The following is a 12883-nucleotide window of genomic DNA, read 5'->3' as shown; positions in this document are numbered from 1 at the left end:
CCAAACAAGTTATTCTGCACTTCAGGGTGAACAAAAAGGATTGGACTGGATCGCGCTAGTGATGGACAACCTCCAGACAGCTGCTGATTTGGATCCGGCTTATAAGTCTGTCGCAGAATCTGTTGCAAATAGTTTTTACCTGCTTGAAGACGCTGCCAGAACAATCAGGAATGACCTTGATTCACTAGAATATGACCCGCAGCGTTTGAACGAAATAGAAGACAGGTTAAATGAAATCAACCAGTTAAAACGAAAATATGGGAAATCGATTGAAGAAATTCTCGAGTATGCCTCCAAAATTGAAGAGGAAATCGAGACCTTGCAAAATAAAGAAGTGCACATCGTCCAGATGGAAAGGGAACTGGCATCACTGAAAAAAGATCTGCGGATTGAAGCTGTCAATTTAACGGAAACACGCAGAAAGTGGGCCAAGAAACTAACAAAGTTGATCCATAAGGAACTTAAGGAGCTATATATGGAAAAAGCTGTTTTCGAACTCAGAATTGGGTCAGAGGGTGAGGTTTTCCATAAAAATGGTGCAGATAAGGTAGAGTTTTATATATCTACGAACCCTGGTGAACCATTAAAGGCTTTATCAAAAGTTGCCTCAGGAGGAGAGCTGTCTCGTATTATGCTTGCACTTAAGAGTATTTTCTCGAGGCATCAGGGAGTCACTTCAATTATTTTTGATGAAGTTGATACTGGTGTAAGCGGTCGTGTTGCCCAATCCATTGCTGAAAAGATTTATAACGTTTCAACCGGCTCTCAGGTACTTTGTATTTCCCATTTGCCTCAGGTGGCTGCGATGGCAGATACACATCTTTACATCGCCAAGGTAATTAAAAATGGCCGGACAAAAACATCTGTTACACCACTTACACTCTCTGAAAAGGTCAAGGAAATTGGCAGGATGATTTCAGGAGTGGAAATTACCGACTTAACAAAACAGCATGCGGAAGAATTATTGAAGCTTGCCCAAAATATGAAGGCTATAACTTGAAAAGCTATCCATAAAGGGTAGCTTTTTTATTTTTATACCGGTTATAAATGCACCAACTCAAGGCAAAATTAAAGATGTAGCCATTTTCAATATGTGTGTTTGGACAAGAAGCGAGGAGAGTGAATGGATTGAAAAAAGATTTTCTCAGAAAATTTATTGGTGGAATTCTCCTTGTTTCATTAATTGCTTTAGGTTTTACAAAACCAGTACATGAATATTTATCTATTCCAGGAGATATAACTTTGTTCGAGGGGCAAAAGCTTGATTTTGCAGCAAATGCTGTGCAAGTTTCAGCTCCAATAGAAAATTCAAGTATCACTGTGAACCAGGAAGGTGACACCGTATCACTAGAAGCGAAGGCGAGTGGCAAAGATGAAATGGTACTTGAACTGGCTGGTTTCCCAGTAAAGAAAGTCGATGTAAATGTATTGAAGGATTTCAAAGTGATTCCTGGAGGGCAATCCATTGGAGTCAAGCTGAATACGGTTGGTGTCCTTGTGGTCGGACATCATCAAGTAATGGCAGAAGAGGGCAGGGTTTCACCAGGAGAAACGGCAGGAATTAAAAAAGGCGATATCATTACAGAAATCAATGGTAAGCAAATTGAAAAAATGGCGGATGTTGGTCCATTCGTAAAGCAAGCAGGAGAAGATGGAAAACCATTGGATTTAGTGCTTAAAAGAGAAAATGAAAAAATCACAACTCATCTTCAACCGAAAAAAGATATAAATGAAAACACTTATAAGCTCGGTTTGTACATTCGCGATTCGGCAGCAGGAATCGGTACGATGACATTTTATCATCCTCAGTCCAAAAAATATGGTGCGCTAGGCCATGTTATATCAGATATGGATACAAAAAAGCCGATTGTCGTTGAAGATGGACAAATTGTCCGGTCCACAGTCACCTCCATCGAAAAAGGTGGTAAAGGTGACCCAGGAGAAAAATTAGCACGTTTTTCATCAGATCGTGAAATTATTGGAAACATCCAGAGAAACAGCCCCTTTGGCATTTTTGGTGAATTGAATAGGGATATTAAAAATGGCATTTTTGATAAGCCACTTCCAATCGCCCTCTCCCATCAAGTGAAGGAAGGGCCAGCTAAAATTCTGACAGTCGTAAACAACGATGAAGTTAATCTTTTTGATATAGAAATCGTCAGTACAATCCCTCAAAAATTTCCTGCAACTAAAGGAATGGTCATTAAAGTGACGGATCCTGAGTTACTGGAAAAAACCGGCGGAATTGTCCAGGGAATGAGCGGGAGTCCGATCATCCAGGATAATAAGCTGGTTGGTGCTGTCACTCATGTATTTGTAAATGATCCAACCAGTGGTTATGGGGTCCATATCGAATGGATGTTGAATGAAGCTGGAATTGACATTTATGAAAAACCAAGAGAACAGGCTAGTTAATGAAATGAAACTTGGCGGCGATTGCCGCCTTTTTTCATGGAAAAAGCGTATTTAATACGATTATTCGACAAAATAATGGGAGTTTTTTTGTCAACTATCGAAATAAGTCGAAAAACAAAGGAAAAAGGAGCATTTATTAGAAAATATTACTTTTTTAAGAAAAAATTAAAAATAAGAGGAATTTCTGTTGCATTGTCGAATTAGTCATTTAGAATAGAATTTAGAGAAGATCAAATTTGTGATTATAAATGGATTTGAGGAGGAACCAAGTAGTGAACAAAATTAAAGTATGCGTCGTTGATGACAACAGAGAATTAGTGGGGCTTCTTGAAGAATATATTTCTTCGCAAGATGATATGGAGATTATCGGTATTGCCCATAATGGTCAAGAATGTTTGGAAATGCTTGAAGATATAGAGCCAGATGTCATGTTATTGGATATCATTATGCCGCACCTTGACGGCCTTGCAGTCCTCGAAAGAGTGCGTGAAATGAAAAAAGGCATCATCCCAAATGTGATTATGCTGACAGCATTTGGCCAGGAAGACGTAACGAAAAAGGCTGTGGAACTTGGTGCTTCCTATTTTATTCTGAAGCCATTTGATATGGATCATCTTGCTGGGCATATTCGTCAGGTAAGCGGCAAGGCGAAAACGATGACAAGAAAGCCATCATCCATTAATTATGGCAGATCTTCCGAACAGAAGCCGAAGAATCTTGATGCCAGTATTACAAGCATCATTCACGAAATTGGCGTACCTGCCCATATTAAAGGCTATATGTACTTGCGAGAAGCTATTTCAATGGTTTATAACGATATTGAACTTCTTGGCTCTATCACTAAAGTCCTCTATCCTGATATCGCAAAGAAATTTAATACTACAGCAAGCCGTGTTGAACGCGCCATCCGTCATGCGATTGAAGTTGCATGGAGCAGGGGGAACATCGATTCCATTTCTTCATTGTTTGGGTACACTGTTTCGATGTCAAAAGCAAAGCCAACCAATTCTGAATTCATCGCAATGGTCGCTGACAAGCTGCGTCTGGAGCATAAAGCTTCTTGAAAGAGTTAGGCCGGTAATCCGCTCTTATTTCATATAAAACATCCTTTTTTGTACAGATTCTCTGTATAAAGCAGGGTGTTTTTTAATTCCTGAAAAGTTGCTGTTTGATGTATCGACGTATTATCATGTTAGGAAAGATATATAAAACATAAAAAAAACGCCAGCTGGCGTTTCTAAATCATTCATCTTCTTTTTGCTTATCCCGATCAAGTTCTGCCAGTTTTTGCAGCAGGATATGCTGAGGCATATGCATAATACGCTCTAAGGGCATTCCGAGCTTTTCAGAAAGCTTGATGGCTGTTTCAGCAGAAATATTTAAGGGTTTCATGTTTACCTCCAAATTATTAATAAGGTGGATTGCTTATGACTCTTATTTTAGCACATCGCGGCTTTGCTGCTGCTTATCCAGAAAATACGATGAAATCATTTATGGAAGCTGCGAAAGCAGGAGCCGATGGATTGGAACTGGATGTTCAAATGACAAAAGACGGAGAACTGGTTGTCATCCATGATGAGAAGATTGATAGGACTACTAACGGTACAGGCTTTGTAAAGGATTACAATCTCAAGGATTTACGTAAATTCGATGCCGGCTTCCATCATAAGACATTAGTCAAGGAAGAACCCATTCCTTTGCTTGAAGAAGTCCTTGCGTGGCTGTCGGAAACCGGCCTGGTTTGTAATATTGAATTAAAAAACAGCATCATCCCATACGAAGGCATGGAAGAAAAGGTTATTTCTATGGTAAGGGAATTTAACTTATCGGAAAAAATCATCATCTCATCCTTCAATCATTATAGCATTGTATATAGCTACAGACTTGCACCGGAAATTGAAATTGCTCCTCTGCTGTCAGAAGGCCTCTATATGCCATGGATATACGCCCAATCAATCCGTGCTAAGGGCTTCCATCCTCATTGGAGGGCTGCCCCAGATGAGATTGTTAAAGCTGCATTAGAGAGTGGTATTGAGGTTAGACCATATACCGTCAACAAAGATTCAGAGTTAGAAAGGTTGTTTAAAATAAACTGCAGTGCCGTTATTACTGACGATCCGGCAAAAGCCAAGAAAATTAAAAATAAAATAAAACAGGCCTATTAAGGCCTGTTTTGCTTTTTACTGCTATCGGGAATGCGGAAAATTGCCTGGACTTTATTCTTTTTACGGTCGCGATGCAGGATAAACCCGGCGATAAATCCTAGGCCCGCAGCAAAGAAAAGCAGCCCTAGAATGAATTGAATAAATAAGTTTGGAATAGGTGGCTGTAAAACTCCAAACACCATATCACGCATTAATTTAATACCTAATGCTGCAATGAATCCCGGTATCAACATGATGATTAGTGCAATGATCCTGGTCATATGTGGTATCCCTTCGTATAAAAAAGTATTCTCTTTTTGAGTATAATAAACCGTGTCTAATTCCGCAATGATTGGATTTTAGGGAATATTATAGAACGAAACGTAATTTGCTTTGCCGAGAAGGTTTTCAATCACTACAATTCACTTCAGCTGTGTCAGTCTGAATAATTAAGAAATTTGTCAATCCAATAAAAAAGAATTACAATATTCATGAAGAAATTTGCAGACTATGTTTGCGAACTATGAAATATTTTTCCGGATTCATGGGGGATTTTATGCAAAAAATAATGATCGTTGGAGCGGGCAAGGGTGGAACGGCAATCCTTGATATTTTTAAACAAACAGCGAAAGTTGCTGCTGTCATAGATATCAATTCTAAAGCGCCCGGAATCGTCGCTGCCAAAAAAGCTGGAATCCAAACGGGTACAGACTGGCGGGAATATTTATCTGAAGACATAGACATTATCATCGAGGTAACAGGAGATGAGAAGGTATTTCGTGATTTGAGAGATGCTAGAGAGAAAAGCACAGTGTTGATCCCGGGCAGTGTAGCTTTTCTTATCGCTTCACTTCTCGAGGAAAAAGAAGGGTTAATTAAAGCGCTTAGAAAAGTTACATACGAACATGACTTGATTTTTAACTCTACTGGAGATGGCATGGTTGTCATCAATACAGATGGCATTATTACTTTATTTAACCGCAGTGCAGAAAAAATTATTGGCACATTAAAGGAAGATGCTGAAGGGAAGCAAATTTTGGAGGTCATTCCTTCAAGTAAGCTGCCTAGAGTCCTGAACACAAGGAAGGTTGAAACGAATCAGGAATTGGTCCTTGCAAATGGATCGAAAATTATAACGACCAGAATTCCTATTTTGGATGAAAATGATCAGTTGATCGGTGCTTTTTCAGTATTTAAGGATATTACTGAGGTTGTGAACCTTGCAGAGGAAATAACAAACCTTAAAGAAATCCAGACCATGCTGCAGGCAATCATTAATTCCAGTGATGAAGCCATTTCCGTGGTTGATGAAGATGGCCGGGGTATCCTCATAAACCCTGCCTATACCCGAATTACCGGTTTAAAGGAAGAAGAAGTAATCGGACAGCCTGCAACTGCAGATATATCCGAAGGGGAAAGTATGCATATGCAGGTCCTTAAGACGAGAAGGCCGGTTAGAGGAACAGCAATGCGAGTTGGGCCAAATAAAAAAGAAGTCGTTGTTAACGTAGCACCAATTATTGTAGATGGAATATTGAAGGGCAGTGTTGGGGTTATCCATGACATGTCTGAAATACAAAATCTGAACCGTGAACTAAGCAGGGCAAGGCAAATCATCAGGACTCTAGAAGCGAAATATTCGTTTGAGGATATAATTGGCCGAACAGAAGAAATGACGATACCAATCGAACAGGCCAAGCTTGGTGCTAAAACTCCTGCAACTGTCCTGCTGCGAGGTGAATCGGGAACAGGCAAAGAACTTTTTGCCCATGCAATCCATAACGCTAGTGACCGTAAATTCAATAAGTTTATCAGAGTGAATTGTGCGGCGATATCAGAATCTCTGCTTGAAAGTGAACTCTTTGGTTATGAAGAAGGTGCTTTTTCTGGGGCGAAAAGAGGCGGAAAAAGAGGCTTTTTCGAAGAGGCGAATAATGGAAGTATTTTTCTGGATGAAATTGGTGAATTGCCTGCCAATACCCAGGCAAAGCTGTTAAGGGTCCTGCAGGAACGCGAAATTGTCCGTGTCGGCGGCTCGAAGCCGGTTTTGATAAATGTTCGGGTGATAGCAGCGACTAATATGAATCTTGAAAAAGCTATTGCAAATGGGAGTTTTAGGGAGGATTTGTATTATAGGCTTAACAGGATGCCAATCCATATTCCTCCGTTGAGGAGAAGGAAGGAAGACATCCCCGAACTATGTGAAAAATTAATCCGTAAAATTAACCAGGATTATGGGCGAAACGTTGAAGGTGTTTCAGTACATGCTGTCAAAAAGCTTATGGAATATGACTGGCCAGGAAACGTAAGAGAACTGGAAAATATCCTGGGGCGGGCTATCATCTTTTTAAACTATAATGAAACAATGATTGAAGTCCAGCATCTCCCTGATTTGCAAAGTGTTCAACCAAAAGGAAAAATAGAGCATGCGGATCACCACATCCTTACAGAATCTCTGTCATCGCACATGGATAAATACGAAGCGAAAATCATCAGAGACACTTTGGAGGCTGTAAACGGAAATAAAACCCTTGCAGCAAAAAAACTTGGAGTGTCTGTAAGGAATTTGTATTATAAACTCGAAAAACATGGTATTGAAATTGTTGGCATGCAATAATTTTCATACTATGAAAATTATTGCATGATGCTTTTGAGGAAAAGTAAAGCGTTTTCACTGTTTTGAAGTTGGCACGGTTCTTGCATCTATATTATTCGGGTGATGCGCATCGAAAAGAAAGGGTTGAAGCAAGGAATGAAATTAGACTCACTTATCACCAAGGCATCCCAAAATAATAGAAAAACAGTCGCAGTCGCTGCTGCGGAAGATTTCGAGGTTTTAGAAGCGGTCGCACAGGCTGCCAGAATCAATCTTGCTGACTTTCTTTTGTTTGGCAACGAAGAAGAAATCAACAAGATGATTTCATCCGAGCATCCAGAGCTGCAAGGACATACTGGGATTAAAATCATTTCCGCACCAAATAATAATAGTGCTGCTGAAATGGCAGTGAAGGCAGTCAAAGCAAATGAAGCCAATGTATTGATGAAAGGGAATCTCCCGACTGCTTCGATTTTAAAGGCTGTCCTTAACAAGGAATACGGACTCAGGACGGGAGTGGTACTCTCGCATGTAGCCGTTTTTGAAATCCCTGGCTACGACAGGTTCACCATTGTTACTGATGCTGCAATGAATATAGCGCCTGATCTTGATCAAAAGGCGCAGATTGTTAAGAATGCTGTTCAAATTGCCCATGCGATTGGGATTGAAATGCCGAAGGTTGCTCCGATAGCAGCAGTAGAGGTAGTCAATCCAGCGATGCAGGCAACACTTGATGCAGCGGCACTAACGGTGATGAATAACCGCGGCCAGATTTCTGGCTGTAAAATCGATGGACCACTTGCCTTGGATAATGCAGTTTCACAATTGGCTGCTGAACACAAGGGAATTCAAAGTGAGGTAGCTGGAAAGGCTGATATATTATTAGTCCCAGCGATTGAAGTTGGAAATGTATTATACAAATCATTGATTTATTTTGCGAATGCAAAGGTTGGAGCGGTCATTGCAGGTGCGAAGGCCCCAATCGTATTAACATCAAGAGCGGATACAGCCGAAAGCAAGCTTTTTTCACTTGCGCTGGCATTATGCTCTGCAGCTAAATAATTTACATAAACCAGGGGAGGAATTAGAAATGGAAATTTTTAAGTATCTAGAACAGTATGATTATGAGCAGGTAGTTTTTTGCCAGGATAAACAATCAGGACTAAAGGCGATTATAGCAATCCATGACACGACTCTCGGGCCAGCACTTGGCGGGACACGCATGTGGACTTACGCATCTGAAGAAGCTGCGATCGAGGATGCGTTGCGCCTTGCTAAAGGTATGACATATAAAAATGCTGCAGCGGGCCTTAATCTTGGTGGAGGAAAGACAGTAATCATCGGCGATCCTCGTAAGGATAAAAACGAAGAAATGTTCCGTGCATTTGGCCGTTATATCCAGGGCTTAAACGGAAGATATATCACTGCAGAAGATGTAGGTACCACTGTTGCAGATATGGATTTAATCCATGAGGAAACAGACTTTGTTACAGGTATTTCACCAGCATTCGGGTCTTCAGGAAATCCTTCACCAGTAACTGCATATGGCGTATACAGAGGTATGAAGGCAGCTGCTAAAGCAGCATTTGGCACTGATTCTCTTGAAGGAAAGACCATTGCTGTCCAGGGTGTAGGAAACGTGGCATATAACCTTTGCCGACACTTGCATGAGGAAGGCGCACAGTTAATAGTGACTGATATCAACAAGGAAGCAGTCCAAAGAGCGGTTGAGGAATTTGGTGCAAGAGCGGTGGATCCGGACGAAATCTACAGTGTTGAATGCGATATTTACGCGCCATGTGCACTTGGTGCTGTAATCAATGATGACACCATCCCGCAAATCAAAGCTAAGGTCATTGCAGGTGCAGCAAATAACCAGCTGAAAGACACTAAACATGGCGACATTATCCATGAAATGGGCATTGTCTATGCACCAGACTATGTAATAAACGCAGGCGGAGTAATCAACGTAGCGGATGAGTTGTACGGTTATAACGCTGAGAGAGCAATGAAAAAGGTAGAAACAATTTACAATAACATTGAAAAAGTAATCGCGATTGCAAAAAGAGATGGAATTCCTACTTATAAAGCGGCTGACCGCATGGCAGAAGAACGGATTGAGAGAATGCGCAATTCTCGCAGCCAATTCCTGCAGAACGGCCACCACATTTTAAGCCGCCGTTAATTGAGAGTCATATGTAGAGTGCGCTGAATGCTTCATTCGGCGCCTCTGTTATTTACTAAAAAAGTGCAACTGACGTTTTTACGGATTGCTATGTAAGTCCGTTATCTAAATTGGAGGTTTAACTGTGCAACAAACAGAATATCGGATTCTAGTTATTAATCCAGGATCTACATCAACGAAAATTGGAGTCTTTGACAATGAGGTTTCCGTTTTTGAGAAAACAATCCGTCATGATTCATCAGTCATTAACTCCTATGAAACCATCATCGATCAATACGAATTCAGGAAGAATACGATACTTGAAACGCTTGATACTGAAGGAATCAACATTTCAAAATTAAGTGCTGTTTGTGGGCGCGGAGGGCTGCTAAGGCCAATTGAAGGCGGAACATACGCAGTAAACAATAGCATGCTAGAAGATTTGCGCACTGGTTTCTCAGGACAGCATGCATCAAATCTAGGCGGGATCCTTGCTTATGAAATTGCAACAGGTCTGAATATCCCTTCCTTCATTGTCGATCCTGTCGTAGTTGATGAGCTTGACCCAGTTGCTCGTATTTCAGGTTTTTCACTCATTGAAAGAAAAAGCATATTCCATGCTTTGAACCAAAAGGCCGTTGCGCGCAGGGTTGCGAAGGAACTTGGGAAAAAATATGAAGAGCTTAACCTGATCGTCACTCACTTAGGCGGCGGTATTACTGTTGGAGCCCATAAACGGGGAAGAGTCGTTGATGTGAACAATGGTCTTCATGGGGACGGACCATTCAGCCCTGAACGCGCTGGCACTGTTCCAGCCGGGGACCTTGTTGATTTATGCTTTTCTGGCGACTACTATCGTGAGGAAATCATGAAGAAGCTGGTTGGACAGGGTGGTCTCGTCGGTTATCTCGGAACTAATGATGCAATAAAGGTTGAAAAAATGATTAAGCAGGGCAATGCAAAAGCGAAGCAGGTATATGAAGCAATGGCCTATCAGGTAGCGAAGGAAATTGGGTCTGCCAGCGCAGTGCTTGCAGGTAAAGTAGACGCGATTGTCCTGACTGGCGGCCTCGCTTATGGAAAAGAATTTGTCCATGAAATATCAGAACGGATCAACTGGATCGCAGATGTGATCGTCCAGCCAGGAGAAAATGAACTACAGGCACTTGCAGAAGGGGCGCTTCGTATCCTTCGCGGGGAAGAAGACGTGAAAGAGTATCCAGGGAAGTAACGAAAAGCGGAAGCACCTTGAAAAGAGGACGGCGGCTAACTACCCCGCATCGTACGAAGTCCGACTAGTGCTGGAGGCTAGTTGATGAAGACGTTTTTTGACTTCATCGACTGGACCTAAGCAACCTTGAGGGGCTAAGCGAAGAAGCTCGACATTTATATAAGTGGACTTTTTATTTTTTATTCTTAATTTATTGTAGTCAGAGGAGGGAATACATATGGCTCAAGAATATGATTTAGTCATTCTCGGAGGCGGAACAGGCGGGTATGTTGCAGCTATTAAGGCTTCACAGCTAGGTTTGAAAACTGCCATCGTTGAGAAGGGAAAGCTTGGTGGAACATGCCTGCATAAAGGCTGTATCCCAAGCAAAGCTCTTTTAAGGAGTGCAGAGGTTTTTGCAACTGCTAAGAAGAGTGAAGAGTTCGGCGTCACAACAGGTGAGGTTGGCGTCAATTTCGCTAAGGTTCAGGAAAGAAAGGAAAAGATTGTTGAACAGCTCCACAAAGGCGTCCAGCATCTTATGAAACAAGGCAAAATCGATGTCTATGAAGGTTTGGGAAGAATCCTCGGACCTTCTATTTTCTCACCTATGCCAGGCACGATTTCCGTTGAAATGAACAACGGTGAAGAAAATGAAATGCTCATACCGAAAAATGTAATTGTGGCAACAGGCTCTAGACCACGGACCCTTACTGGATTGGAAGCAGATGGCCAATACGTCATGACATCTGATGAAGCGCTTGCAATGGAGGAACTGCCAAAATCAATCATCATTGTCGGCGGCGGTGTAATCGGGATTGAATGGGCATCCATGCTAGCTGATTTTGGAACTGAAGTAACGGTTATTGAGTATGCTGACCGCATTGTTCCTACGGAAGATAAGGAAGTATCAAGAGAAATGCAGCGCGCGATGAAGAAAAAAGGCGTAAAAATCGTTACCAACGCAAAAGTTCTGCCTGAAACCCTTACTAAAGACAATGGGGTTAAAATTAGCGCAGAACTTAAAGGCGAATCAAAGGATTTCGAGGCAGAAAAGATTTTGGTCTCAGTTGGCCGCCAAGCAAATGTTGAAGGAATAGGTCTTGAAAATACCGAAATCCAGCTTGAAAAAGGGTTTATCCAAACAAATGAATACTTCCAGACAAAGGAATCACATATTTATGCGATTGGCGATGTCATCGGCGGATTGCAGCTTGCGCATGTTGCTTCACATGAAGGAATCGTGGCAGTAGAGCATATTGCTAATGAAAACCCGCATCCAATCGACTATACATTGGTGTCCAAATGCATTTACAGCTCTCCGGAAGCTGCTAGCGTTGGATTGACTGAAGATGAAGCAAAGGAAAAAGGATTCGAAGTCAAAACAGGCAAATTCTCTTTCAAAGCAATAGGTAAAGCGCTCGTTTATGGAGAGTCTGATGGATTTGTTAAGATTGTGGCTGACAAAGAAACGAATGACATTCTTGGCGTCCATATGATTGGCCCACATGTAACAGATATGATCTCTGAAGCGGGCCTAGCAAAAGTTCTTGATGCAACACCATGGGAAGTTGCCCATACAATCCATCCGCACCCGACGTTATCAGAGGCAATCGGTGAAGCTGCACTTGCAGTGGACGGAAAAGCAATTCATTCTTAAAAACAATATCACAGTGCTCTTTTCAAAGGAAAAGAGTCTTATATGAACATTTGGGAGGTATAATAATGGCAGAAAATCGTCACGCTGCACTTGGCTTAAGTGATGAAAAAGTCTTGGAAATGTATGAAACAATGCTATTAGCGCGACGCCTTGATGAGCGTATGTGGCTTTTGAACCGTGCCGGAAAAATTCCGTTTGTAATTTCATGTCAAGGACAGGAAGCTGCACAGGTAGGAGCTGCTTTTGCTTTAGACCGCGAAAAGGATTATGTTCTACCTTACTACAGAGATATGGGTGTGGTCTTAACTTTTGGCATGACTGCAAAAGATTTGATGCTTTCCGGTTTTGCCAAAGCTGAAGACCCTAACTCTGGTGGTCGTCAGATGCCTGGACACTTCGGTCAAAAGAAAAACAAAATTGTTACAGGTTCTTCTCCGGTTACAACACAGGTTCCTCACGCAGTAGGGATTGCTCTTGCCGGTAAAATGGAAAAGAAAGACCTTGTTACTTTTGTTACCTTCGGAGAGGGTTCTTCTAACCAGGGCGATTTCCATGAAGGGGCTAACTTTGCGGGAGTACATAAGCTTCCTGTCATTTTCATGGTAGAAAACAATAAATACGCTATTTCTGTACCATACGAGAAGCAGGTTGCAGCTGAGAAGGTTTCTGACCGCGCCATCGGCTATGGTATGCC

At 41.7% G+C, this 12883-nt stretch carries 12 protein-coding genes; 10 read left to right on the top strand and 2 right to left on the bottom strand.

The genetic code is table 11. From position 1 onward, the window contains the following. The 3 genes from WB217_RS04335 to spo0A form a co-directional block, all read left to right on the top strand. The coding region (locus tag WB217_RS04335; protein WP_423990978.1) for a DNA repair protein RecN at positions 1-1000 on the top strand (1000 nt) is incomplete at its 5' end. Positions 1001-1128: 128 nt separating this feature from the next. Continuing rightward, positions 1129-2415, top strand: coding sequence for a SpoIVB peptidase (gene spoIVB / locus WB217_RS04330; RefSeq protein WP_423990976.1), 1287 nt, complete (start codon positions 1129-1131; stop codon positions 2413-2415). A gap of 272 nt (positions 2416-2687) precedes the next feature. After that, positions 2688-3479, top strand: a complete 792-nt coding sequence (spo0A, locus tag WB217_RS04325) for a sporulation transcription factor Spo0A (protein ID WP_423990974.1) — start codon at positions 2688-2690, stop codon at positions 3477-3479. Between the two features lie 178 nt (positions 3480-3657). Here the strand turns inward: spo0A and WB217_RS04320 are convergent, their stop codons facing one another. After that, positions 3658-3807, bottom strand: a complete 150-nt coding sequence (locus tag WB217_RS04320) for a YycC family protein (RefSeq protein ID WP_423990972.1) — start codon at positions 3805-3807, stop codon at positions 3658-3660. Positions 3808-3842: 35 nt separating this feature from the next. Here WB217_RS04320 and WB217_RS04315 point away from each other — a divergent pair, with 35 nt between their 5' ends. Beyond that, on the top strand, positions 3843-4580 hold the full coding sequence (locus WB217_RS04315; protein ID WP_423990970.1) for a glycerophosphodiester phosphodiesterase: 738 nt from the start codon (positions 3843-3845) through the stop codon (positions 4578-4580). Here the strand turns inward: WB217_RS04315 and WB217_RS04310 are convergent. Continuing rightward, positions 4577-4840 (bottom strand): DUF2627 domain-containing protein, encoded by a 264-nt coding sequence (locus tag WB217_RS04310; RefSeq protein WP_335432875.1) that lies wholly within the window; start codon positions 4838-4840, stop codon positions 4577-4579. The genes WB217_RS04315 and WB217_RS04310 overlap by 4 nt on opposite strands. Positions 4841-5115: 275 nt before the next feature. Between WB217_RS04310 and WB217_RS04305 the strand changes: the two genes are divergently transcribed. The 6 genes from WB217_RS04305 to WB217_RS04280 form a co-directional block, all read left to right on the top strand. After that, on the top strand, positions 5116-7176 hold the full coding sequence (locus WB217_RS04305; RefSeq protein ID WP_423990968.1) for a sigma 54-interacting transcriptional regulator: 2061 nt from the start codon (positions 5116-5118) through the stop codon (positions 7174-7176). 135 nt (positions 7177-7311) lie between these two features. Beyond that, complete coding sequence (yqiS, locus tag WB217_RS04300) at positions 7312-8217, top strand: phosphate butyryltransferase (protein WP_423990966.1); 906 nt, start codon at positions 7312-7314, stop codon at positions 8215-8217. Between the two features lie 28 nt (positions 8218-8245). Continuing rightward, positions 8246-9340 carry a branched-chain amino acid dehydrogenase gene (bcd, locus tag WB217_RS04295; RefSeq protein WP_335432872.1) on the top strand — a complete coding sequence of 365 codons (1095 nt, stop codon included), beginning with the start codon at positions 8246-8248 and terminating at the stop codon, positions 9338-9340. 124 nt (positions 9341-9464) lie between these two features. Continuing rightward, on the top strand, positions 9465-10550 hold the full coding sequence (buk, locus tag WB217_RS04290; RefSeq protein WP_423990964.1) for a butyrate kinase: 1086 nt from the start codon (positions 9465-9467) through the stop codon (positions 10548-10550). Between the two features lie 217 nt (positions 10551-10767). Continuing rightward, positions 10768-12189, top strand: a complete 1422-nt coding sequence (gene lpdA / locus WB217_RS04285) for a dihydrolipoyl dehydrogenase (RefSeq protein WP_423990962.1) — start codon at positions 10768-10770, stop codon at positions 12187-12189. A 65-nt stretch (positions 12190-12254) separates the two neighbouring features. Next, the coding region (locus WB217_RS04280; RefSeq protein ID WP_423990960.1) for a thiamine pyrophosphate-dependent dehydrogenase E1 component subunit alpha at positions 12255-12883 on the top strand (629 nt) is incomplete at its 3' end.

Origin of the sequence: Mesobacillus sp., assembly GCF_049588175.1 — a bacterium.
GTDB lineage: Bacteria > Bacillota > Bacilli > Bacillales > Cytobacillaceae > Mesobacillus.
Note: the sequence above shows the minus strand (reverse complement) of the source record. Positions and strands in the feature narration are given on the sequence as shown.